Origin of the sequence: Paraburkholderia sp. SG-MS1 (genome assembly GCF_012275575.1) — a bacterium.
GTDB lineage: Bacteria > Pseudomonadota > Gammaproteobacteria > Burkholderiales > Burkholderiaceae > Paraburkholderia.
This window is the reverse complement of the sequence record NZ_NPIH01000205.1, coordinates 1-22494: the sequence shown is the minus strand read 5'-3', so window position 1 is coordinate 22494 and position 22494 is coordinate 1. Positions and strand designations below refer to the sequence as shown.

The window sequence follows — 22494 nt, the reverse complement described above, 5'->3', positions numbered from 1 at the left end:
GTTATTCAACTTATTTGTCTTCGACACGCAGGATCGCGAGGAAAGCCTCTTGGGGAATCTCGACCGAGCCCACCTGCTTCATTCGCTTCTTGCCTGCCTTCTGCTTTTCGAGCAGCTTCTTCTTACGCGAAATGTCACCGCCGTAGCATTTTGCCAGCACGTTCTTACGCAACGCTTTAATGTTTTCACGCGCGATGATGTTCGAGCCGATCGTCGCCTGGATCGCCACGTCATACATCTGGCGCGGAATCAGCTCGCGCATTTTTGCCGCCACTTCGCGGCCGCGATACTGGCTTTGCGAACGGTGCACGATGACCGACAGCGCATCCACCTTGTCGCCGTTGATCAGCATGTCGACCTTCACGACGTCGGACGCGCGATATTCCTTGAACTCGTAATCCATCGACGCGTAGCCCCGCGAGATCGACTTCAGACGATCGAAGAAATCGAGCACGACTTCGCCCATCGGGATTTCGTACGTCAACTGCACCTGGCGGCCGTGATACTGCATGTTGATCTGCGTGCCGCGCTTTTGCGTGCACAGCGTGATCACCGAGCCGACGTAGTCTTGCGGCATGTACAGATTCACGGTGACGATCGGCTCGCGCACTTCTTCGATCTTCGACGGCTCCGGCATCTTGGCCGGATTCTCGACCATGATGATCGTGCCGTCGCGTTGCAGCACTTCGTACACCACGGTCGGTGCCGTGGTGATCAGATCCATGTCGAACTCGCGCTCGAGACGCTCCTGCACGATTTCCATGTGCAGCAAGCCGAGGAACCCGCAACGGAAGCCGAAACCGAGCGCCTGCGACACTTCCGGCTCGTACTGCAGCGACGCGTCGTTGAGTTTCAGCTTTTCGAGCGAGTCGCGCAGCGCATCGTACTGGTTCGCTTCGACCGGATAGAGGCCGGCGAACACCTGCGGCTTCACTTCCTTGAAGCCGGGCAGCGGTTCAGGAGCCGGACGGTTCACCAGCGTGACGGTGTCACCCACCTTCGCGGCGGCCAGTTCCTTGATGCCGGCGATGATGAAGCCCACCTGCCCCGCCGACAGCGATTCGAGATTCTTAGACTTCGGCGTGAACACGCCGATGTGCTCGACCGGATATTGCGCACCGGTCGCCATCATGCGGATCTTGTCTTTCGGACGCAGCGTGCCGTTGACGATACGCACCAGCATCACGACGCCGACGTAGTTGTCGAACCACGAGTCGATGATCAGCGCCTGCAGCGGTGCTTCCGGATCGCCCTTCGGCGGAGGCACTTTCGCGACCAGCGCTTCGAGCACGTCTTCGACGCCGAGGCCAGTCTTCGCGCTGCAACGCGTGGCGTCGGTGGCGTCGATACCGATCACGTCTTCGATTTCAGCGATCGCGTTTTCGGGGTTGGCCGCCGGCAGGTCGATTTTGTTGAGCACCGGAATGACGTCGACGCCGAGTTCGATCGCCGTGTAGCAATTGGCGACGGTTTGCGCCTCCACCCCTTGGCTCGCGTCGACGACCAGCAGCGCGCCTTCACATGCGGACAGCGAGCGGCTGACTTCGTACGAGAAGTCGACGTGGCCCGGCGTGTCGATCATGTTCAGGTTGTAGACCTGCCCGTCACGGGCGCGATACGTCAGTGCGGCGGTTTGCGCCTTGATGGTGATGCCGCGCTCGCGCTCGAGATCCATCGAGTCAAGCACCTGGGATTCCATCTCGCGGTCGGACAGGCCGCCGCAGATCTGGATGATGCGATCGGCGAGCGTCGACTTGCCATGGTCGATGTGCGCAATGATCGAAAAGTTACGAATATGATCCATTCAGTGCCGATCAAGCGAAAAAGGCGCGCTCGGACAATAGCGGAGCACGCCTTGTAAGTAGGTGAAAAACCTATCTATTTTAGCCGAAAAGGCTATCGCCCGGCGCATCTTGCGAAGCCCGGAGGAAAAGACGGCTCAGGAGAAGCGTGAAATCTGATGAGAACGATGCGGGTTGGCACATCGCTTGAGAAAGCGGGAGCAACGTCAACGGGGCGTGACAGCACGCACGGTCAGTGCGGCGCGAACCCGCGCCGCATCGAGGTGATAGTGACACAACTCGACGCCATCGCAGACCAGAACCGGCACCCGTTCGTTGTAGCGGGTTTCCAGCACCGGATCGCTATCGACGTCGACCAGCTCGACCTGCGCGCCGAATTCGGCCAGCAATGGCTCGAGCGCGGCGCACATATCGTCGCAGAGGTGGCACCACGCCCGCCCGTAGAGCGTGAGCGCCGCCTGGGTCGTCATTTCTGCGTGCTGCGCGGACGGATCGGGACGAACTGCGTGTTATCGCCACGACGAACCAGCAGCGCGACCATCTTCGTCGGGTCGAGATGTGCACTCAGTTCGTCGAACTGCTTCGCGCTCGTAATGTCTTTATCGCCCACCCGCAGAACGATGTCGCCCTTCTGCAGGCCAACGCGGGTCGCCGGGCCGTCCACTGCGTCGATCTGCACGCCATTCTGCAGCTTCAGCGCCTTCAACTGATCAGCCGGGATATCGCTGACGGCCAGACCCAGCGCGTTCGTCGCGCGCTGCTTCGGCGGCTGCGGCTTCTTCTGATCCGCCTTCGCGGTCTTGTCCGGCTGCATCTCGGCAATCGTGACCGGCAAATCGCGCGTTTGACCCTTGCGCCAGACCGTGATCGTCGATCTGGTGCCCGGCTTCGTATCGCCGACCATACGCGGCAAGTCCGTGGCCGTGTCGACCGAATGACCGTTGAACTTCAGAATGATGTCGCCCGGCTGCACGCCGGCCTTGTCCGCCGGGCCGCCCGGCTCGACGCTGCTGACCAGTGCACCTTGCGCCTTGGGCAGACCGAGCGAATCGGCGACATCTTTGGTGACTTCACCGATCGCCACCGCGATACGGCCACGCACCACCTTGCCGGAACTCTTCAGCTGGTCGGCCACGCGCATCGCCTCGTCGATGGGAATCGCAAACGAGATGCCCATGAACCCACCGGTGCGGCTATAGATCTGCGAGTTGATCCCGATCACTTCGCCTTGCATGTTAATCAGCGGGCCGCCCGAGTTGCCGGGATTGACGGCCACGTCGGTCTGGATGAACGGCAGATAGTCGCCCGTGTCGCGCCCCTTCGCGCTGACAATGCCGGCCGTCACCGTATTCTCGAGACCGAACGGCGAGCCGATCGCGACCACCCACTCGCCCACACGCACCTTGTTCGAATCGCCGATCGTAATGGTCGGCAGATTGGCGGCGCTGATTTTCACAACGGCAACGTCGGTACGATCGTCGACACCGATCAGCTTCGCCTTGAATTCGCGTTTGTCCGTCAGCGTGACGTAAATCGTGTCCGCGTCGTCGACGACGTGCGCGTTGGTCATGACATAACCGTCAGCCGACAGGATGAAGCCCGAGCCTACCCCGCTATTCTGTTCGGGATCGTTGCTATCCGGCGTGTCCTGGCTTCCGCCGCTGCCACTGCCGTTGTCGCCGCCACGCGGCGAACCGGGCGATTGCGGCGATTGCGGCAATGGAATGCCGAAGAAACGGCGGAAAAATTCCGACATATCACCGTCGTCCATGCCCGGGGGCAAGCCGCTTCGGGGACCGCTGTTCGACACGCGCGTGGTCGTGCGGATGTTGACGACCGCCGGGCCGACCTTGTCGACCAGATCGGTGAAGTCAGGCAGATTGGCGGCCGGAACCGCCGACGCCGTTTGCGGTACGAGCGGCAAACACGCCGCTACCACCGCGGCCGCGAGGAATTTGCGCACCGAGAAAGTCGTCATATCGTAGCAAGCCGAGGGATTCAGGATTCGGAGAGGATTACTTCGGAGATTTGTATTCTATGGCAGCGGCGAATTGCTGCAATGTGGTCTGGGGCACTTCACCAAGCAGAGTAATCCAGAAGTCACCCCGGCGCTTGACCAGCACGTGCGTGGCGCCGCTGTTGCCGGAGCCTTCCTTGCGCGTGTTGTTCTCGACCGGCTCGATGAACACCGAAATGGCCGCGAGGCCGTCGGAGAAGACGGCCTGGTCCACTGGAATGGTCGGTTGACCCGCTTCGCGCGCAGCCATGGGACGGCGCAACTGACGGATCATCCGGAAGCCCGGCACGGTCGGCGCGATCTGCCAGCCTTGAGCGGCCATGTCGACTGGTTCGACTGGCGGACGCACCACGGTCCACCCCGCCGTATTACGAATGCCGTTGACGATGCCGGCCTTGTCGACCGGTACGCCGATGCGAATCTGCGAAAACGACAATTGCTCGAGCACCTGGCCGTTCGGGTCGAGCGTCTGCGCCCGCAGCAGCAAGCCGGTCTTCTTGTCGGCCCACAGCTTGTAGGCAAAGCGAAATGCGTCTTTTGGATCGAGCTCGATCACCTGGCTTTCGACGCCCGCAACGCGGTCGTCTCCGAGCAGCTTCGGCTCATAGACGGACAGAACCTGTTCGCCGCTCACCGCAAGCAACGCGGGGAACGAGTCCTTGTTCTGACGCTTTTCGACCACCAGCAGACGCCGCTCCGGCACAAACGTGTAGAGGTCGTCGTTATGGCGCAACATTTTGCGCGGCTTGCCGTCGAGACTTTCGAGCTGCTCGAATTCGCCGTCGGAATGGGTCGAGTAATGCGCGATACGCGACGTCTGCACGAAATTGCCGCGCTGGTACACGAACGCGCCTTCGTAGTTCTGCTGCTGAGCGGCCTGATGGATGCGATCGAGCAGATCCGCGGCCGTGCGACGGACGACGAGCGGATCGGCGGTTTGTGCAAAGACCCGCGGTGTGGCGGACAACAATACGGCTGCACAGAACAGGAATGCCGGCAGCCGCCCCCAGATAGTCGTTTTATTCAACCGCAGAGTCTGCATCAAACTATTGGCCTTGCGTAGAGACTGAGGCAGCGCGAATCACCGGCATCGAGCCCGTCATGACCGGTTGCTGCGCGAACTGCTGGTGAGCTTCCAGATATTGATCGAGACTTGCGTCACGGATGATGTTCGCGTCTTGCGCGATCGGCTGAGCCGCCGCAGGCACCGGCACCATCGCCACACGTTGCACCGCATCGCCATGAACCGACGCGAGTTGCGAGCCCGGGCCGCCCGGCACGCCCTGCAGCTGCGGCACAACGATCCACGTCAGCGTTGCGGCAGCGGCCGCCACCGCAAAAGCCGGCACGACACGGCGGCGCAGCGCCAGCAGGCGACGTGCGACCGGCATGGCAGGCGCAAGCACGTGCGGCTCGTTGTCGAAGCGCGCGGCGAAACCGTTCAGGAACGCGCTGCTGGTTGCCGGACTGACGGCTAGATCGTCGGACCGCAGCGCGTCGCCGATCAGGTGATAGCTCGACCAGGCCGCACGGTCTTCACCGTCCAGTCCGGAAAGAAATTTGCCCAGATTCAGATGCTCTTCGCCGAACAGCTCACCGTCGACAAAAGCGGACAGACGCTCGCCGCGCGAACTGGCTTGCGATTGCATCGAGATCGACCCCATGATGCTCCCCATCTTACAAATACCCCGTAGTGACACCACTAATCCAGATATTGCAGCCGTGCCCCGATCGGCCGGCTGAGGACTACCAGCGCTTGCCTTCAGGTGTGTCAAGCAACGGACGCAATTTTGCCGCAATGGCTTCGCGAGCGCGGAAAATTCGTGATCTGACGGTGCCGATCGGGCAACCCATCATCTCGGCGATTTCCTCGTAGCTCAGACCTTCAATTTCACGAAGAGTAATGGCGGTGCGCAGTTCTTCCGGTAAAACCGCCATCGCAGCATTGACCGTCTCAGCGATCTGCTTGCTCATCAACATCGACTCAGGCGTGTTGATATCCCTTAGTTGGTCGGCGTCCGAGAAAGTTTCAGCTTCTTCAGCATCTGCTTCGGTCGAAGTGGGTGCCCGCCGTCCTTGGGTGGCAAGGTAGTTCTTTGCCGTGTTGACCGCAATCCGGTACAACCATGTATAGAAAGCCGATTCCCCGCGAAACTGTGGCAACGCCCGGTACGCCTTGATGAAGGCGTCCTGCGCGACATCCTCCACTTCGGCCGGGTCGCGCACGAGGCGTGAGATCAGCCTGAGAATCTTGCGGTGGTATTTGGAGACCAGAAGCTCGAACGCGGCCTTGTCGCCCTTCTGGACGCGCTCGACCAGCACCTGATCAATTTCTTTTTCGCTCACCTGATAAATCCGTTAACTATAGGGCGCATGGCGGGGCACCATTGTAGCGTTCTCATCACGAGGGCACGTTACGCCGGTAACAGCGGTTACAGTCGTTACAGTCAGGTACCGGCGGCGCGTCGGCCCAACACCGACAATTCACGGAAATGCGGCGCCGGAAGCGAGTCGGCAGCAAGCAACAGCGTGCTCGTACGCCCTTCTTCCGGCTTGAGCGTGAGGACCAGCAAGCGGCCACTCCACTGCGAACAGCCAGCGATCCGTCCCTGCGCCAGCAGCGTGCCTGAGCGGCCCCAGACCGATAACGCGTCCCGGCCGATCCGCAGCGCGACTGGCTGCGCACGCTCGTACCTGAGCGCACAAAGCGTGAGCAACGCTCCCACGGCAAGCGTCAACGGAACGGCCTGCAACGCGCCCAGACGCGAGGCGACGCTGATGTAGACGGCCGACGTTGCCATCAGGACGAAGATGCCCAATGCCAGGCCAATGGACAAAGAGCGACGCAGCGCAATCCGCTGCGTCGCTCCTTCGGGCGTTGCCGATGCAAGGGGAAGCGCCGGCCAGGCCGGCGTCGTCGAGTGGCGCGTCACCCGCTCAGGCGATCAGGCGCGCTTGAAGACCAGCGTGCCGTTCGTGCCGCCGAACCCGAACGAGTTCTTCAGCGCGACGTCGATCTTCATCTCCCGCGCGGTGTTCGCGCAGTAGTCCAGATCGCAGGCCGGATCCTGATTGAAGATGTTGATTGTCGGCGGCGACACCTGATGATGCACGGCCAGCACGGTAAACACCGACTCCAGACCGCCCGCGCCACCCAACAGGTGACCCGTCATCGACTTGGTCGAGTTCACGACCATGTCTGTGGCATGGTCGCCGAATGCGCGCTTGATGCCGGTGGTCTCAGCCAGATCGCCGAGCGGCGTGGACGTGCCGTGCGCGTTCAGGTAATTCACCTGATCGGTGTTGATGCCTGCGTTCTTCAACGCGGCCAGCATGCAGCGGCGTGCGCCGTCGCCGTCTTCCAGCGGCGCCGTCATGTGGTAAGCGTCGCCGCTCATCCCATAGCCGCTGACTTCGGCATAAATCTTCGCACCCCGCGCCTTCGCGTGCTCGTACTCTTCAAGCACCATCACGCCGGCACCCTCGCCCAGCACGAAACCATCGCGGTCCTTGTCCCACGGACGGCTCGCGGTGGCCGGATCGTCGTTGCGCTGAGACAGCGCACGCGCCGCCGCGAAGCCGCCGACACCGAGCGGCGACACGGTCGATTCCGCACCGCCCGCGATCATCACGTCGGCGTCGCCGTATTCGATCAGACGCGAAGCCTCGCCGATGCAATGCAGACCGGTGGTACACGCAGTGACGATAGCGAGATTCGGACCCTTGATGCCGAACTTGATCGACAGATGACCAGAAATCATGTTGATGATCGACGCCGGCACAAAAAACGGCGAGATACGGCGCGGACCACGATTGAGCAGTTCGGTTTGCGTCACTTCAATCATCGGCAGACCGCCGATGCCCGAGCCGACCACCACACCGATACGCTCCGAATTCTCTTCGGTGACTTCGAGGCCGCTGTCCTGCATCGCCTGAATGCCTGCAGCCACGCCGTAATGGATGAACGTGTCCATATGGCGCGCTTCCTTACCGGGAATGTAGTCCTCGATATTGAAGCCCTTCACCTCGCCGGCGAAACGAGTCGAAAAGTTCGACGCATCGAACTTCGTGATATTGGCAATACCCGACTTGCCGGCGACCAGATTGGCCCAGCCGTCGGCAACATTATTGCCAACAGGCGAAATCAGCCCCAGGCCTGTAACAACAACACGACGGCGGCTCACGGTAACCCCTTTTTCATAGATGACAAAAGCAAAAGCCACAGCGGCCACAGGAATCTGCCCTGTGTGCCCTGTGGCTGTTAAGTCGGCAATCGCGCGAAAAATTGCGCTGTCAGCATCGCTGGCTCCTGCATGGCAAAAGGCGCGGCAAAAAGCGCCACCCCTGCTGGCGTCGGCAACCGACACGGCAGGGCTTCATACGCCGCCAACGCAGAAACGCAGGCGCGAATGACTTTAGGCCTTGACGTTCGCGCGAGCGTAGTCGATCGCTTGCTGAACGGTGGTGATCTTCTCGGCTTCTTCATCCGGAATTTCCATGCCGAATTCGTCTTCGAGGGCCATCACGAGCTCGACGGTGTCGAGCGAGTCGGCGCCGAGGTCGTTCACGAACGAAGCGTCGTTCTTGATTTCAGCTTCCGCAACGCCCAGTTGTTCTGCGACGATCTTCTTGACGCGCTGTTCGATATTGTCCATTACCCCTCCAAGGGAAAAGAAGTTCAAAAATACAGGTGCGCGCATTTTATCAGGTTTGACCCGGCAAAAAAGCAGCGCATCGGGTTCCTGTCAAGGCATGCGCCTTACGCTTTTGCAAACGCGTCAAGGCGCGGATAGTAACCGAATTTGGCCACTACATGTACATTCCGCCGTTCACATGCAGCGTCGTGCCGGTGATATACCCTGCGTGCGGCGACGCGAGGAACGCGACGGCATGCGCGATGTCGTCCGGGCTGCCGAGACGGCCCAGCGGAATCTGCGTTTTCAGCGCGGTCTGCTGCTCTTCCGGTAGACCCTTGGTCATGTCGGTATCGATGAAGCCCGGCGCCACGCAATTCACGGTGATGTTGCGGCTGCCGATCTCGCGTGCGAGCGAACGGGTCATGCCTGCGACGCCCGCTTTGGCGGCGGCGTAATTGATCTGTCCGGGGTTGCCGGACGAGCCGACCACGGAAGTGATGTTGATGATGCGGCCGCCCTTCGCCTTCATCATCGGACGCAGTACCGCGCGCGACAGACGAAACACCGACTTCAGATTGGTGTCGATCACCACGTCCCAGTCGTCGTCTTTCATACGCATGGCAAGCTGATCCTGCGTGATACCGGCGTTGTTCACCAGCACGTGCAGCGCGCCGAATTCCTTCACCGTGCCATCGATCAGCGCTTCCGCCGCAGCCGCGTCGTTCACGTCGAGCACCGCACCGCGACCGTTCACGCCGGCCGCATTAAACGCTTCGGTGATCGCCGTGGCGCCGCTTTCGCTAGTCGCCGTGCCGATCACTGTCGCGCCCTGGCGCGCCAGTTCCATGGCGATCGCACGTCCGATGCCGCGCGAGGCGCCCGTCACGATTGCGATCTGCTTGTCGAGAGTCTTTTCCATCTGTCAGTCCAGATGCCCGTCTAAGGGGCTGATTGATTCCTGATGCCGATGCGTGATGCGGCGGCGCTCAAGCGCCGCTCTTCCGGCGCTTACGATGCGACTTGGCCTTCAGCCTGCCGTCACGAGCTTCAGGGTTTCCTCGAGCGACGCCGGATCGAACACCGACGCGCCAACCAGATTGCCGTCGATACGCTTGGTCAAACCCGCAAGGACCTTGCCCGGACCGCACTCGATCACGTGCGTGACGCCCTGCGCACCCATTGCCTGAACGCTCTCGACCCAGCGCACTGCGCCGGCTGCCTGGCGCACCAAGGCATCCTTGATCGCGGCCGGTTCGTTGACCACGGCGACATCGACGTTGTTGATGACCGGAATGGCCGGCACCTGCACGTTGACGCTCGCCAGATACGCTCGCAACTGGTCCGACGCCGGCTTGAGCAGCGACGAGTGGAACGGCGCCGACACCGGCAGCGGCAACGCGCGCTTGGCGCCCTTCGCCTTCGCCACCTCACAGGCCTTTTCGACCGCAGCCTTATGCCCGGCGATCACCACTTGCGCAGGCGCATTGAAATTCACCGCTTCGACGACACCCGCCACCGACGCTTCCGCGCACACTGCACGCACCGTGTCGTCGTCGAGGCCGAGAATCGCGGCCATGCCGCCTTCGCCGACCGGCACCGCGGTCTGCATCGCTTGCGCGCGAAAACGCACGAGCGGCACGGCATCGCGAAACGCGATCGCGCCAGCGGCAACCAGTGCGGTGTATTCGCCGAGGCTATGGCCCGCGACGATTGCCGGCGCCGGACCGCCTGCCTGCTGCCATGCGCGATAGACCGCGTAGGCCGCGGTCAGCATGACCGGCTGGGTGTTGGTGGTGAGATTCAGATCTTCGAGGGGGCCTTCGGCGATCAGCTTGCCGAGGTCCTGATTGAGCGCGTCGGACGCTTCCTGAACCGTTTCGCGCACGATCGCATGATCGGCGAATGCGTTGAGCATGCCGACCGACTGCGAACCCTGCCCAGGAAAAACGAACGCAAATTTCATAACGTCCCCAAAATCGATTTAGTCAGATGTGGGTGGCGCGCGGCGTCGATCTCACACCGGCACACGGGCGCCGCAAGCAGCGCTCGTCGCGGCCGCTATCAAAAGCGGATAACCGACGCACCCCAGGTGAAGCCGCCGCCGACGCCTTCGATCAGCACATTCTGGCCGCGCTTGATGCGCCCGTCGCGTACCGCGACGTCAAATGCGAGCGGAATGGACGCAGCCGACGTATTGCCGTGCTCGCCCACCGTGACGACCATGCGTTCCTGCGGCAAGCCGAGCTTGCGGCAAGTACTTTGCATGATGCGGATATTGGCCTGATGCGGAATCAGCCAGTCGATCTGCCCGGCTGTCAGATTGGCTTTCTCGAGCGCCTCGACCGCGACTTTTTCGAGCACGTTGACGGCGAGCTTGAAGACCGCTTGGCCGTCCATGTGCAGGAACGCGCTACCGGCGACCACGCCGCCGTTTACGTTACCCGGCGTGCAGAGAATGTTCGAATGGCTGCCGTCCGCGTGCAATGCGCTCGCGAGCACGCCCGGCTCTTCGGACGCCTGCAGGATCACCGCGCCAGCGCCATCGCCGAACAGCACGCAGGTGGTGCGGTCGTTGAAGTCCAGAATGCGCGAGAAGGTTTCCGCACCGATCACGAGCGCCGTGCGATGCTGGCCGCTGCGAATGAAGCTGTCCGCCGTCGCCACCGCGTACGCGAAGCCGGAACAGACGGCCTGTACGTCGAACGCGGCGCCGTGGTTCTTGATGCCGAGCTTGTTCTGCAACAGACACGCCGTGCTCGGAAACACGAAGTCCGGCGTGGACGTTGCGACGATGATCAGATCGATGGACTGCGGATCGATGTCGGCCGCTTCGATCGCGCGCTGCGACGCGATCAATGCGAGATCGCTGGTGGTGACATCAGGTTCGGCGAAGTGGCGCGCATGGATACCCGTGCGGGCGACGATCCATTCGTCGCTCGTCTCGACGCCGTGGCTGGCGAGACGTTCAGCCAGATCCTGATTGGTGACGCGGTTGGGCGGCAGATAGCTGCCGGTACCCAGCACGCGGGAATAAATTGTGGATTGAGCCATTATGCCTTCGAGGATTGCGCAGCGTAGGGCTCGGCAGGCTGGCCGGCGATCGGGCTTGCGTGACCCGCACCGCTTGCGTCGCGCGCCGCCTGTTCGAGAGAACCGGCGTTCTCTTCCATCGCTCGCGCAAGGCGCTCCAGCACGCCGTTTTTGACGGCATCATACCCGCGTTTGATAGCCCACTCAAACCCGTAGGCATCGGCCGAACCGTGGCTTTTGATCACCAGTCCGCGCAGACCGAGCAGCGCGGCGCCATTGTATTGCCGGTGATCGACGCGTTTCTTGAAGCGCATCAATACCGGCATCGCGAGCACGGCCATCACCTTGGTGAGCCACGAACGTCCGAACTCTTCCTTGATGATATTGGTCAGCATCTGCGCGAGACCTTCCGACGTCTTCAGCGCGACATTGCCGACAAAACCGTCGCAGACGATGACGTCGACCGTGCCCTTGAAGATATCGTTACCTTCGACGTTGCCGTGAAAGTTAAGTGTACTCGCGCGCAGCAGTTCGCCGGCACGTTTGATGGTGTCGTTGCCCTTGATGACTTCTTCGCCGATGTTGAGTAGTCCGATGGTGGGCCGCTCCTTACTTTCGAGCGCCGACACGAGCGCGTGCCCCATCTCGGCGAACTGCAGCAGATGCTGCGGCTCGCAGTCGACGTTGGCGCCGAGATCGAGCATCATCGTGTAGCCATTGGGATTGGGCAGCGCGAACGCGATGGCCGGGCGTTCGATGCCTGCCAGCGTTTTAAGCACGTAACGCGAGACCGCCATCAGCGCACCGGTGTTGCCGGCGGAAATGCAGGCTTGCGCCTCGCCTTCCTTGACGCGGTTCAGCGCCACGCGCATCGACGAATCTTTTTTCTTGCGCAGCGCGACCTCGACCGGATCGTCCATCGCGACGATCTCGGAAGCAGGCACGACGGTGAGCGCCGGAAGGTTCTGAGCCTTCAACTTCTTCAGCTGCGCACGAATCGCACTTTCAATGCCGACGAGCAGCAGCTGCGCGTCGGGATGCGAACGAACGAAGTTGACGGCAGCGGGAACGGTCACGGACGGGCCGTGGTCGCCTCCCATGCAATCTATCGTGAGCTTTACTGTCATGGAGTGCGACGAATTTCAGGCACAAAAAAGCGGCAGTTGAATGCCGCCTTTTTGCCGAACCAGGAAAATGTCAAGCGAGCCGATCGCCACGCGAAACGCCAAAGGGCGCAACGCAGTGAAACGATTAGTCGTTCTTCGTCTTGACGACTTTCTTGCCGCGATAGTAGCCGTTGGGGCTAACGTGGTGACGCAGATGCACTTCGCCCGTGCTCGGTTCCACGGCCAGCGGCGCTGCCGTCAGGAAATCGTGCGAACGGTGCATACCGCGCTTCGACGGCGACTTCTTATTTTGTTGAACTGCCATGACTAACTCCTAAAAATTTTCCGAATTCTAACACAGCCCGATCCGGTGTCCGCCATTGGCCGAATGGCCAATGCGCCCGCATCGCGCTCCCATGCAACTGTTCAGTGCTTCTTGTCGCCCGGCTCACCGCGCTTGAGACTTTCGAGCGCCGCGAACGGATTGGGCCGCTTGGGCTCATCGCCCTCGCCAGCTTCGTCCTGCGCGGCTTCGTCGCCCTCGCCTTCGGCACCGGCCACACCAGAGACCAGGCTCTCGTGCACCTCGGGACAGACTTCGTGCTTTGGCACGAGCGGCAAGGAAAGCAGCAACTCTTCTTCGATCAAGTCGACGAGATCGAACTGGCGCGAGCCCACGATCACTTCGACTTCATCCTCGTCGAGCGGAAACTCTTCGGCTTCCGCCTCAGTGTTGACGATCCGGTAAGTTGCATCGATGTTGAACGCCTGCGGATACGGCGTCATACACCGCTGACATTCGAGCCATGCGGCGCCGTGAACCGCCATCCTCAAATAAGGCTGCGGACCCTCGGTGCCGTCATCCTGCAATTCCGGTTGCGTCGCCCCTTCGGCTTGCCAGGTGAACGCGGTATCGCGGTCTGGCGCTTCTGCCGGGACTTCGTTTAACATGCGCGGCAGTTGCGAGACGCGCACGACACCCGCGGCCTGACGCCCACTTCGCGCAAATTCGAACAGATCGAGCTCATGCGGGTCGGGCAGACCAGCAGGGTTGCCAGGATGTTGAGTCATGTGCGCTCCTGCGCCGGCAAGGATTTCGCCGGGGTAAGCCGGTTTGCGAGACAGCCCGTCAAGCCCGCGGCACCGTGTTCGACCGACTGCTCGCTTGGAGCTTTGTCGAACACACCGGGACTCGCCTAGTGCAAGCATACCGATGAAAAGCCGAAAATCATATCCGTTTTGTCTTTTCGAGTCAAACACTTAAGCCCGTACGTGTGCGAGCTCCGCGCAACCCCGTACGCCTCGCATTCCTACCCGTTGCTTGACCATGCCAGATTCCGCCAATCGCCCACCACGCCTGATTCTGGCGTCGAGTTCGCCGTATCGTCGCGAGTTGCTCGAACGCCTGCGCGTTCCGTTCGACGTCGTCGTGCCGGCGATCGATGAAACGCCGCTCGCCGGCGAAACACCCGAGGCCACCGCGTTGCGGCTCGCCGAGGCCAAGGCCCGCGCGGTGGCCGACGCACTCGGCGCCGCCGACGCCGCGCTCGTGATCGGCTCCGACCAGGTGGCCACCTATGACGGCCTGCAGATCGGCAAACCCGGATCGCATGACAAGGCGCTCGCGCAATTGGAGGCAATGCGTGGTCGCGAAGTGCTGTTTCATAGTGCGCTGTGCCTGTTCGACAGCCGCTCGGGCACCGCGCAAACCGTCGATGTAATCACCCGCGTGCAGTTTCGCGATCTGCCGGACGTCGCGCTGGAAGCCTATCTCCGGGCCGAAACGCCCTATGACGTTGCCGGCAGCGCCAAATCCGAAGGGCTTGGCATCGCGCTGCTCGAAGCCATCCATTCCGACGACCCCACCGCCCTCGTCGGCCTACCGTTGATCGCACTGACACGCATGTTGCTGGCAGCGGGTTACCCACTTCTGGAGGCGCAATGAGCGGCACGCTCTATCTGATTCCGAACACGCTCGGCGAAGGAGACGCCGATGCGCTCGACGCCGTCCTGCCCGCGCCGGTACGCGCCCGCGCGGCGGCGCTGCACTACTACATAGGCGAAAACGCGAAAACCACGCGCGCGTTCCTGAAGAAAGTAGGCACCGAAAAGCCGATCCAGGAAATCGAGATTCGAGAATTGAACGTCAACACGCCGGGAGGCGAAATCGACAAGCTGCTCGCGCCGCTTCTCGCCGGCACGGACGCGGGCCTCGTCTCGGAAGCCGGCTGTCCGGCCGTCGCGGACCCGGGTGCGCTGCTGGTGCGCCGCGCGCATGAACGCGGCGTGAAAGTCGTCCCGTTTGTCGGACCGAGTTCGATCCTGCTGGCCCTGATGGCTTCTGGGCTCAACGGCCAAAGCTTCGCGTTCCACGGCTATCTTCCGGTCGACACCGCTGAGCGCGCCAAGCGCCTGCGCGACCTGGAACAGCAGTCGCGCAAGGGCAAGCAGACGCAGATTTTTATTGAGACGCCGTACCGAAATCGTCAGTTGCTCGACACGTTGCTGGCGACATGCGCACCGGCCACGCTCGTATGCGTAGCAGTCGATCTGACGCTGGACACGGAAATCATCGCGAGCCGCAGCGTGGCTGATTGGAAGAAGAAACCGGCACTAGACCTGCACAAACGGCCGGCCATTTTCCTGCTGCTGGCGATTTGACCCGGCATCCGACATGTACCCCATGCGCAAAAAAGCCCGCACGATCGGCAGCGATCGCGCGGGGCTTTTTGCATCCGCATAAATCAACGCAGGTTCAGTTTTTCCCCTAACGCCATTGCCTTGACGGCCCCGCTGCCGACCGCCGCGCCGAATTTGCGCGCAACGCGGTCCGTAATGCTCTCTTTTACCGTGTAATCGACGATATCCGGCGCTTTGAAAAGATCGCGTGCGACATGGTCCGAGTCGCCGAAACCGTCGGCGAGGCCCAACTCGACGCTCTTTTGCCCTGTCCAGAACAGGCCAGAAAACATCTCCGGCGTTTCATGCAGACGCTTGCCGCGCCCTTGACGCACCGCGTCGATGAATTGCGCGTGGATCTGATCGAGCATCTCCTGCGCATGCGCGTCCATCTTCGGCGTTTCTGGTGAGAACGGATCAAAAAAGCCCTTGTTCTCGCCCGATGTATGGAGACGGCGTTGAATCCCCAGCTTGTCCATCAAGCCGGTGAAGCCGAAGCTGTCCATCAGCACGCCGATCGAACCAACGATGCTTGCCTTGTCCACGTAAATCCTGTCAGCCGCTGCAGCCGCATAATAGCCGCCCGACGCGCACATGTCGCCGACCACAGCATAGAGCGGAATTGACGGATACTTCGCGCGCAGGCGGCGAATCTCGTTATAAATGATCCCTGCCTGCACCGGACTGCCACCCGGGCTATTACACCGCAGGATCACGCCGGCGGTACCTGAGTCCTCGAACGCGCTTTGCAACGCCGCGTTGACATCTTCGGCGTTCGCGTTTGTATCTGCGGAGATTTCGCCGTCAAGTGCAATCATGGCCGTATGACGACCTGTGACGGCGACTCTGTCGCCAGAAAAGCTGAACGCGCCCCAGACAAGCAGCAGCAGGACGACCAGAAAGAGAAACCGGAAAAAAATCTTCCAGCGGCGTGCGGCGCGCTGTTCTGTGATCGCCGCGAGCGCGATACGCTCCAGCGCGGCACGCTCCCAGCCGGGCGCATCGGCGGGCAAGCGGGAGCGGCCAGTTGGGGAAGGGTCCTGCGGCTCGGGAGTCGAATTGTCGGACATGCGGGAGTCTGGAAAGATCGAAGGGGAAAATCAGGGCGTGGCAGGAGTCAGTTCGTCGTCGGGCAGCCAGAACACGGCGCGGCCTTCCGGCGTATCCCGCTCCTCCACCTGAACCGGACGTAATCTGCCGCCGCGGCACGGACCACCGACGCATTTGCCCGTATCCGGCGCGTAAATCGCGCCATGTGTCGCGCACATCAAGTATAAACCGGACGATTCGAAGAACTGTCCTTCGGCCCAGTCAAGCTCCATCGGCACGTGCGCGCAGCGGTTCAGGTAACCGTAGGCCCGCCCGTCGTAGCGAACGAAAAACACCACGACGTCGCCCCCGTCGAGCCGCGCCGCGCATCTCACACCCGCGCCGCCGTCGACCAGTTCTGCCGCGGCGCAAACACGAACCGCTTGCGCCGCCGCTGCGGCCATATCGGTGCTCATGCGTTCTCTTGCAACCAACCAGACAGCGCGCTCACGCTCGGCGCGATGAATTTCGGCGACAGCGCGCTCAGCGAGCCGGCGGGATGCGCCCCATAGGTCACGGCGATACCTGCGACACCCGCGTTGATCGCCATTTGCAAATCATGCGTCGTATCGCCGACCATCACAGTGCGAGCCGGATCCTGCCCCAATTCGCGTGTCAGCTCGTGCAGCATGGCGGGATGCGGCTTGGAAAAGGTCTCGTCGGCGCAACGCGTGCCGTCGAACAGGCTGATCAAGCGCGACTGGTCGAGCGCGCGATTCAGCCCGACCCGGCTCTTGCCCGTCGCCACGGCCAGCAAGTAGCCCTGGTCGCGTAATTCCTGCAGCATTTCCCGCACGCCGGCGAAGAGCTCGGTGGTCTGATCCTTGACCAGATAATGGAAGCGATAGCGCTCGGCCAGACGCGGATATTCAGACGGATCGAGCGTCGGCGCGGCGATCTGCAGCGCTTCGCGCAAGCCGAGGCCGATTACGTAGCTCGCGGCTTCGTCGGCGGGAACCGGCAGGCCGAGATCGCGGCAGGCCGCCTGGATGCTGCGCGTGATGTGCGCCGTCGAATCCATCAACGTGCCGTCCCAATCGAAGACGATCAGATCAAATTGCTCTCTAGCCATGCGGTGTCGTCTCCGGGTTTGACCCATTTTGTAATTCGTTGAGCTGTGCGATAAAGCCGCGGCACTCGGCCGGCAACGGCGCCTCGAACTGCAGCGGCGCGCCGGTGGCGGGATGCGCAAGTTTCAGCCGGTACGCGTGCAGGAACATGCGCTTCAGACCAGGTTTGGCGTTGGCGCGAGCCAGAGCCTTGTTCAGCGCGAAGTCGCCGTACTTTGCGTCGCCGACGATCGGCAGTTCCAGATGCTGCAAATGAACGCGGATCTGATGCGTTCGGCCGGTCTTGAGTTCCGCCTCGAGCAGCGCGTACTCCGGCCAGCGATCGATCAGATTGAAAACCGTATGCGACGCGAGGCCGTCCGTCTGCACGCGCACGCGGCGCTCGCCGTCCGCGGTGAGATATTTGTGCAGCGGTTCCTTGACCGCGCGGCGGCGGCCCCAGTCGCTAGCCCATTCGCCGTGGACGCAAGCATAGTAGCGCTTATCCATCTTGTTCTCGCGAATCTGCTCGTGCAGATTGACGAGCGCGCTGCGCTTCTTGGCGAGCATCAAAATGCCGGAGGTTTCGCGATCCAGCCGATGCACCAGTTCGAGGAATTTCGCGTGCGGCCGCGCTTCGCGCATCTGCTCGATCACACCGAACGCGACGCCGCTGCCGCCGTGAACCGCGACGCCAGCCGGTTTGTCGATGACGAGCATGTGGTCGTCTTCGAAGATGATCCGGAAATTGGCGTGTGGCACGGGTGCCTGCGCCACGGCTTCGTTCGGCTGCGCGACACGGATAGGCGGCACGCGCACCAGGTCGCCGAGTTCAAGCCGGTACTGCGCATCTATCCGGCCCTTATTGACTCGCACTTCGCCGCTGCGCAGGATGCGATAGATATGGCTCTTGGGCACGCCTTTACAGACGCGCAAGAGGAAGTTGTCGATGCGCTGTCCGGCCGCGCTGTCGTCGATCTCGATCATCGAGACCTGGTCGCTTGCGACCGATTTCTGGGATATTTTGCCTAACTCTTTCATTCTGAATATAATTTGCCCAGTAGTCCGCGGCGGCCGGCGCAGTGACCGGAATTCGGGCGGATTGCGCGGTGCAAGCGATAAACCGTTATTTTACTTGCGCCGGGGTCTGGTTGCTCACCCTCAAATGAGATGCAACAAGTTGCACGCACGAAGTCAGTACCCGGCAGGGACGGCGCCCACAGGCGCGTTCGGTCAAGGTCGACTTCGACGGTAACGGAATTTGGTAAAAAAGAATTTAACTTTCAGCTTCGGTATCGGGCGGTTGGACGCCCAGCTGTACGAAGCTGCAGGTTGCGAAAATACGGCGTGCGCCCAAGGCGTCTTGTAGAAAGTGCAAGACATGGCGACGTCAAAATGAGGCGAGACACCCCCAGCAGGAAAAGACGCGCCGCCTGCGCGAACTTCCCGCTGCGGCATGACCGCAGCCTCCGGCCCTCCGGTCACGCGCCCAGTTGGCGCACCGGCGAGAGCGGACGGAAGGCTTATGAAGGTCTGCCGGCAGAACCCGCGGCGTGTCGGGTCGTTATTTGAAGCCGTGTTCGCATGTGCCCTGCGGCACCGCGCCCATTTTTTAATGGGGCCGGGCCCTCTCAGGCAATTCTCCCGCCATTTCTCCCGCTCCAGCGTGCTTGTGAAAACACAATAAGGCGCGGCATGCCGCTGCCCTCAAGGCTCTCGCGACTGACAACCGCGCAGCCGGGGGTAAGCTAAGCCGCTCTGGAGCCGTTCAATGAAACGAATGTTGTTCAACGCGACGCAGCAGGAAGAACTGCGCGTCGCCATCGTCGATGGGCAAAAACTCATTGATATCGACATCGAAACCGCCGGCCGCGAACAGCGCAAAGGCAATATTTACAAGGGCATCATTACCCGCATCGAGCCGTCGCTCGAAGCGTGTTTTGTCAACTACGGCGAAGACCGCCATGGCTTCCTGCCGTTCAAGGAAGTTGCCCGCCAATATTTCCGCGACGGCGTCGACATGCGCTCCGCGCGCATTCAGGACGCGCTGAAGGAAGGTCAGGAACTGATCGTCCAGGTCGAAAAGGAAGAGCGCGGCAACAAGGGCGCGGCTCTCACCACCTTCATTTCGCTCGCTGGCCGGTATCTCGTTCTGATGCCCAACAACCCTCGCGGCGGCGGCGTGTCGCGCCGGATCGAGGGCGACGACCGTCAGGAACTGCGCGAAACCATGGCGCAGCTGCAATTGCCGGAAGGCATGAGCATCATCGCGCGCACGGCCGGCATTGGCCGCAGCGCCGAAGAACTGCAGTGGGATCTGAACTACCTGATGCAGTTGTGGCGCGCGATCGAAGCCGCGTCGCAAAGCGGTTCGAGCGGCCAGCCGATGCTGATTTATCTCGAATCGAGCCTCGTGATCCGCGCAATTCGCGACTATTTCCAGCCGGACATCGGCGAAATCCTGATCGACACCACCGAAATCCATGACCAGGCCCGTGCCTTCATGGACATCGTGATGCCGGACAACGTCAGCAAGGTAAAGCGCTACCACGACGACGTGCCGCTCTTCTCGCGCTTCCAGATCGAACACCAGATCGAAACGGCGTATTCGCGCACGGTGCCGCTGCCCTCGGGCGGCGCGATCGTGATCGACCATACCGAAGCGCTGGTCGCAATCGACGTGAACTCGGCGCGCGCCACCAAGGGCGCTGACATCGAGGAAACCGCCGCGCGCACCAACCTCGAAGCCGCTGACGAAGTCGCCCGCCAGTTGCGCCTGCGCGACCTGGGCGGCCTGATCGTGATCGACTTCATCGACATGGAATCGGCCAAGAGCCAGCGTGAAGTCGAGCAGCGCCTGAAAGACGCGCTCAAGCATGACCGCGCGCGCGTCCAGATGGGCAAGATCTCGCGTTTCGGCCTGATGGAGCTCTCGCGTCAGCGTCTGCGTCCGGCGTTGTCGGAAGGCAGCCACGTGACCTGCCCGCGCTGTAACGGCACGGGCCACATCCGCGACACCGAATCGTCCGCGCTGCAAGTGCTGCGGATCATCCAGGAAGAAGCGATGAAGGAAAACACCGCGGCGATCCATTGCCAGGTGCCGGTCGAAGTGACCGCCTTCCTGTTGAACGAAAAGCGCGCCGAAATCAACAAGATCGAGTCGCGTTTCAAGGTCAACGTCGTCCTGATTCCGAACAAGCATCTCGACACGCCGCATTACAAGCTCGAGCGCCTGCGTCACGACGATGCGCGCCTCGACGAGCCGCGCGCTTCGTGGAAAATGGCCGAAGAAGCGGCTCGCGAGCTGGAATCGGAAACCGGTTATAGCAAGCGCGCCGAGGAAGTGAAGCCGAAGCAGGAAGCGGCGGTCAAGGGCATCACGCCTGAAAAGCCGGCGCCGAGCGCGCCGGTTCGTCCGGCGGCAAACCCAGCTCCGGTGGCGGTCACGCCGGCGAGCGGCGGGTTCATCGGCTGGCTGAAGAACCTGTTCGGCATGCAGCCGGCCGCACCCGCGCCTGTCGCGCCGGCTACGACGGAGAAGCAGGCGCGTCCGCAACGCGGCGAACGCACGGAGCGCGGTGAGCGCGGTGAGCGCACCGGCGAACGCGGCGGCGATCGCAACCGTAATCGCCGTGGCGGCACGGGTGGCCGTGATGCGGCGGGTCGCGGCGAAGGCACGACCGGCGGCCGTCAGGCTCAAGGCCAGCAGCCGTCGCAGCGTCGCGAGGAACGCGAACCGCGTGAAGGCCGTGACGTGCGTGAAGCACGCGAAGGCCGTGAGCCGCGCGAAGCGCGTGAACCGCGTGGCAATCGTGAAGCACGTGAGCCGCGTGAGGCCCGTGAAGGCCGCGAGCCGCGTGATGCGCGCGAGGGCCGCGACAGCCGTGAGCGCGACAATCGCGGCGCGGATCGTGCGGACGCGGTCGAAGGCGCACCGCGTGGCGAACGTCAGGAACGCGGCGAGCGCCGTGAACGTGGCGAGCGTGCTGAGCGCGGCGAACGTCGCAAGCAGCAAACGGAAACCACGGACGCGCTGACCACCGCACAACCTGACGCGCAAGCGGCAGACGAACTGGCGCGCAGCCAGGTGGCCCTGAGCGAAAACGGTGCGCCGCTCGATCAGGAAGCAGTGACCGGTGAAGGTGAAGAGCGTCGTCGTCGCCGTCGCGGCCGTCGTGGTGGCCGTCGTGAGCGTGAAGAGGACGTGAACGGCAACCTCGCAGCGGACGTCGCGGAAGCCGAAGGCGATAACGCCAACGTCAGCGACGACGCGCAGGGGCGCGCAGCTCGTCAGCCGGTCGAGCACAAGGCCGAGGTCAGCGAAGCAAAAGACGTGACGCCGGTCGAAGTGGTGGTCGCCGCCGTCGCGACCGAAACCGCCGTCGTGACCGAACTGCACGCGGCAACCGAAACGCCGGCACTGGCCGTCGAGAAGGCTGCGAAGACGGAAACCGTCGTACCGGTCGAGCAGGCGCCGGTCGCGCCGGCTGTGATAGAGCCGGTCGCGGAAGCGCCGGTGGCACAAGCCGCCGTCGCACCAGCCGAAGCGGCCCAAGCCGCACCGGCTGCCAGCGAAACAGTTTCGCTGGTCGAACCGGTGGCACGCGCCGAAGCTCCGGCTCAAGCGCAGGTCGAAACGCCGGCAGTAGCGCCGGTGGGTGAAGCCCCGGCTGCACAGCCTCCGGTCGTCGACACCCCAGCTCCGGCCGTGGCAGTCGAGGCACCTGCAGTTGCGCCGGCGCCTCAGCCCGAAATCGTCGAATCGCAGCCGGCGGTGGTGTCGGCGGAACAACCGGCCGTGATCGAGCCGGCGCCCGCTACCGCACCACAGGCACCGCAGGCACCGCGTAGCGGCGCCGTGTCGGCTGAAGCCCTGAAGCCGGTGCTGGAACAAGCCGGTCTCGTCTGGGTGAACACCGACGCTGACAAGCTGCGTGCGGCGCAGGAAGCCGCTGCGCAGACCGTCAAGCCGGCTCGCCGGGTGCGCGAGCGCAAGCCGCTTGCGCCACTCGACAACGCGCCGATGCAACAGGTGGAAACGGGCAAGCATCCGCAGTAAGCCGCCCCGCTGCCCCCCGAAAAGCC

Annotated in this window: 22 protein-coding genes; 3 read left to right on the top strand and 19 right to left on the bottom strand. The window is 62.4% G+C overall.

The genetic code is table 11. The features are described 5' to 3' along the window. Positions 1–10 precede the first annotated feature (10 nt). The 15 genes from lepA to CIC12_RS16375 all read right to left on the bottom strand — a co-directional run bounded on the left by lepA (position 11) and on the right by CIC12_RS16375 (position 13663). Entirely contained in the window at positions 11–1804 is a 1794-nt protein-coding gene (gene lepA, locus CIC12_RS16445) for a translation elongation factor 4 (RefSeq protein WP_168665156.1), read from the bottom strand. 204 nt (positions 1805–2008) lie between these two features. Next, a complete protein-coding gene (locus tag CIC12_RS16440; protein ID WP_168665155.1) occupies positions 2009–2272 on the bottom strand; it encodes a glutaredoxin family protein in 264 nt (87 codons plus the stop codon). After that, positions 2269–3780 carry a DegQ family serine endoprotease gene (locus CIC12_RS16435; RefSeq protein ID WP_168665154.1) on the bottom strand — a complete coding sequence of 504 codons (1512 nt, stop codon included), beginning with the start codon at positions 3778–3780 and terminating at the stop codon, positions 2269–2271. The genes CIC12_RS16440 and CIC12_RS16435 overlap by 4 nt, the downstream gene beginning before the upstream one ends. A gap of 37 nt (positions 3781–3817) precedes the next feature. After that, positions 3818–4861, bottom strand: a complete 1044-nt coding sequence (locus CIC12_RS16430) for a MucB/RseB C-terminal domain-containing protein (protein ID WP_168665171.1) — start codon at positions 4859–4861, stop codon at positions 3818–3820. A gap of 4 nt (positions 4862–4865) precedes the next feature. Further along, on the bottom strand, positions 4866–5483 hold the full coding sequence (locus CIC12_RS16425) for a sigma-E factor negative regulatory protein (protein ID WP_168665153.1): 618 nt from the start codon (positions 5481–5483) through the stop codon (positions 4866–4868). Between the two features lie 82 nt (positions 5484–5565). Beyond that, the gene (gene rpoE, locus CIC12_RS16420; RefSeq protein ID WP_006051939.1) at positions 5566–6165 is read right to left on the bottom strand and encodes an RNA polymerase sigma factor RpoE; all 600 of its coding nucleotides are present in this window, start codon (positions 6163–6165) and stop codon (positions 5566–5568) included. 101 nt (positions 6166–6266) lie between these two features. Then, positions 6267–6650 carry a protein YgfX gene (locus CIC12_RS16415; protein ID WP_342030543.1) on the bottom strand — a complete coding sequence of 128 codons (384 nt, stop codon included), beginning with the start codon at positions 6648–6650 and terminating at the stop codon, positions 6267–6269. Positions 6651–6764: 114 nt separating this feature from the next. Further along, complete coding sequence (fabF, locus tag CIC12_RS16410; RefSeq protein ID WP_168665152.1) at positions 6765–8003, bottom strand: beta-ketoacyl-ACP synthase II; 1239 nt, start codon at positions 8001–8003, stop codon at positions 6765–6767. Between the two features lie 231 nt (positions 8004–8234). Then, positions 8235–8474: an acyl carrier protein gene (gene acpP, locus CIC12_RS16405; RefSeq protein ID WP_121315318.1), complete on the bottom strand. Its 240-nt coding sequence runs from the start codon at positions 8472–8474 to the stop codon at positions 8235–8237. Between the two features lie 154 nt (positions 8475–8628). Continuing rightward, on the bottom strand, positions 8629–9375 hold the full coding sequence (fabG, locus tag CIC12_RS16400) for a 3-oxoacyl-ACP reductase FabG (RefSeq protein WP_168665151.1): 747 nt from the start codon (positions 9373–9375) through the stop codon (positions 8629–8631). Between the two features lie 108 nt (positions 9376–9483). Then, the gene (gene fabD / locus CIC12_RS16395) at positions 9484–10419 is read right to left on the bottom strand and encodes an ACP S-malonyltransferase (RefSeq protein WP_168665150.1); all 936 of its coding nucleotides are present in this window, start codon (positions 10417–10419) and stop codon (positions 9484–9486) included. A gap of 98 nt (positions 10420–10517) precedes the next feature. Then, on the bottom strand, positions 10518–11507 hold the full coding sequence (locus tag CIC12_RS16390; RefSeq protein WP_168665149.1) for a beta-ketoacyl-ACP synthase III: 990 nt from the start codon (positions 11505–11507) through the stop codon (positions 10518–10520). Next, a complete protein-coding gene (gene plsX / locus CIC12_RS16385; protein ID WP_168665148.1) occupies positions 11507–12613 on the bottom strand; it encodes a phosphate acyltransferase PlsX in 1107 nt (368 codons plus the stop codon). The genes CIC12_RS16390 and plsX overlap by 1 nt, the downstream gene beginning before the upstream one ends. Positions 12614–12737: 124 nt before the next feature. After that, the gene (gene rpmF, locus CIC12_RS16380) at positions 12738–12917 is read right to left on the bottom strand and encodes a 50S ribosomal protein L32 (protein ID WP_006051932.1); all 180 of its coding nucleotides are present in this window, start codon (positions 12915–12917) and stop codon (positions 12738–12740) included. A gap of 101 nt (positions 12918–13018) precedes the next feature. After that, on the bottom strand, positions 13019–13663 hold the full coding sequence (locus CIC12_RS16375; RefSeq protein ID WP_168665147.1) for a DUF177 domain-containing protein: 645 nt from the start codon (positions 13661–13663) through the stop codon (positions 13019–13021). Positions 13664–13919: 256 nt separating this feature from the next. Here CIC12_RS16375 and CIC12_RS16370 point away from each other — a divergent pair, with 256 nt between their 5' ends. Together CIC12_RS16370 and CIC12_RS16365 are read left to right on the top strand one after the other, a co-directional pair. Beyond that, positions 13920–14537 (top strand): Maf-like protein, encoded by a 618-nt coding sequence (locus CIC12_RS16370; protein ID WP_168665146.1) that lies wholly within the window; start codon positions 13920–13922, stop codon positions 14535–14537. Continuing rightward, positions 14534–15253 (top strand): SAM-dependent methyltransferase, encoded by a 720-nt coding sequence (locus tag CIC12_RS16365; protein WP_168665145.1) that lies wholly within the window; start codon positions 14534–14536, stop codon positions 15251–15253. The genes CIC12_RS16370 and CIC12_RS16365 overlap by 4 nt, the downstream gene beginning before the upstream one ends. A gap of 83 nt (positions 15254–15336) precedes the next feature. Here the strand turns inward: CIC12_RS16365 and CIC12_RS16360 are convergent, their stop codons facing one another. The 4 genes from CIC12_RS16360 to CIC12_RS16345 are packed head-to-tail and all read right to left on the bottom strand — an operon-like array spanning position 15337 to position 18450. Beyond that, positions 15337–16341, bottom strand: coding sequence for a S49 family peptidase (locus tag CIC12_RS16360; RefSeq protein ID WP_168665144.1), 1005 nt, complete (start codon positions 16339–16341; stop codon positions 15337–15339). Positions 16342–16371: 30 nt separating this feature from the next. Beyond that, on the bottom strand, positions 16372–16764 hold the full coding sequence (locus CIC12_RS16355; RefSeq protein ID WP_168665169.1) for a Rieske (2Fe-2S) protein: 393 nt from the start codon (positions 16762–16764) through the stop codon (positions 16372–16374). 8 nt (positions 16765–16772) lie between these two features. Next, positions 16773–17432: an HAD-IIIA family hydrolase gene (locus CIC12_RS16350; RefSeq protein WP_168665143.1), complete on the bottom strand. Its 660-nt coding sequence runs from the start codon at positions 17430–17432 to the stop codon at positions 16773–16775. Beyond that, the gene (locus tag CIC12_RS16345) at positions 17425–18450 is read right to left on the bottom strand and encodes an RluA family pseudouridine synthase (protein WP_168665142.1); all 1026 of its coding nucleotides are present in this window, start codon (positions 18448–18450) and stop codon (positions 17425–17427) included. Before CIC12_RS16345 ends, CIC12_RS16350 begins: the two co-directional genes overlap by 8 nt. 730 nt (positions 18451–19180) lie before the next feature. On the opposite strand from CIC12_RS16345, the gene CIC12_RS16340 reads away from it, so the two are divergent. Next, the gene (locus tag CIC12_RS16340; RefSeq protein ID WP_168665141.1) at positions 19181–22468 is read left to right on the top strand and encodes an Rne/Rng family ribonuclease; all 3288 of its coding nucleotides are present in this window, start codon (positions 19181–19183) and stop codon (positions 22466–22468) included. The last annotated feature ends 26 nt before the right edge of the window (positions 22469–22494 follow it).

What these genes read in the sequence shown, in the direction of transcription:
- lepA (WP_168665156.1), bottom strand. Translation starts at nt 1,804, where the DNA reads ATGGATCATATTCGTAACTTTTCGATCATTGCGCACATCGACCATGGC.
- CIC12_RS16440 (WP_168665155.1), bottom strand. Translation starts at nt 2,272, where the DNA reads ATGACGACCCAGGCGGCGCTCACGCTCTACGGGCGGGCGTGGTGCCAC.
- CIC12_RS16435 (WP_168665154.1), bottom strand. Translation starts at nt 3,780, where the DNA reads ATGACGACTTTCTCGGTGCGCAAATTCCTCGCGGCCGCGGTGGTAGCG.
- CIC12_RS16430 (WP_168665171.1), bottom strand. Translation starts at nt 4,861, where the DNA reads ATGCAGACTCTGCGGTTGAATAAAACGACTATCTGGGGGCGGCTGCCG.
- CIC12_RS16425 (WP_168665153.1), bottom strand. Translation starts at nt 5,483, where the DNA reads ATGGGGTCGATCTCGATGCAATCGCAAGCCAGTTCGCGCGGCGAGCGT.
- acpP (WP_121315318.1), bottom strand. Translation starts at nt 8,474, where the DNA reads ATGGACAATATCGAACAGCGCGTCAAGAAGATCGTCGCAGAACAACTG.
- fabG (WP_168665151.1), bottom strand. Translation starts at nt 9,375, where the DNA reads ATGGAAAAGACTCTCGACAAGCAGATCGCAATCGTGACGGGCGCCTCG.
- fabD (WP_168665150.1), bottom strand. Translation starts at nt 10,419, where the DNA reads ATGAAATTTGCGTTCGTTTTTCCTGGGCAGGGTTCGCAGTCGGTCGGC.
- CIC12_RS16390 (WP_168665149.1), bottom strand. Translation starts at nt 11,507, where the DNA reads ATGGCTCAATCCACAATTTATTCCCGCGTGCTGGGTACCGGCAGCTAT.
- plsX (WP_168665148.1), bottom strand. Translation starts at nt 12,613, where the DNA reads ATGACAGTAAAGCTCACGATAGATTGCATGGGAGGCGACCACGGCCCG.
- rpmF (WP_006051932.1), bottom strand. Translation starts at nt 12,917, where the DNA reads ATGGCAGTTCAACAAAATAAGAAGTCGCCGTCGAAGCGCGGTATGCAC.
- CIC12_RS16375 (WP_168665147.1), bottom strand. Translation starts at nt 13,663, where the DNA reads ATGACTCAACATCCTGGCAACCCTGCTGGTCTGCCCGACCCGCATGAG.
- CIC12_RS16370 (WP_168665146.1), top strand. Translation starts at nt 13,920, where the DNA reads ATGCCAGATTCCGCCAATCGCCCACCACGCCTGATTCTGGCGTCGAGT.
- CIC12_RS16365 (WP_168665145.1), top strand. Translation starts at nt 14,534, where the DNA reads ATGAGCGGCACGCTCTATCTGATTCCGAACACGCTCGGCGAAGGAGAC.
- CIC12_RS16360 (WP_168665144.1), bottom strand. Translation starts at nt 16,341, where the DNA reads ATGTCCGACAATTCGACTCCCGAGCCGCAGGACCCTTCCCCAACTGGC.
- CIC12_RS16355 (WP_168665169.1), bottom strand. Translation starts at nt 16,764, where the DNA reads ATGGCCGCAGCGGCGGCGCAAGCGGTTCGTGTTTGCGCCGCGGCAGAA.
- CIC12_RS16350 (WP_168665143.1), bottom strand. Translation starts at nt 17,432, where the DNA reads ATGGCTAGAGAGCAATTTGATCTGATCGTCTTCGATTGGGACGGCACG.
- CIC12_RS16345 (WP_168665142.1), bottom strand. Translation starts at nt 18,450, where the DNA reads ATGAAAGAGTTAGGCAAAATATCCCAGAAATCGGTCGCAAGCGACCAG.
- CIC12_RS16340 (WP_168665141.1), top strand. Translation starts at nt 19,181, where the DNA reads ATGAAACGAATGTTGTTCAACGCGACGCAGCAGGAAGAACTGCGCGTC.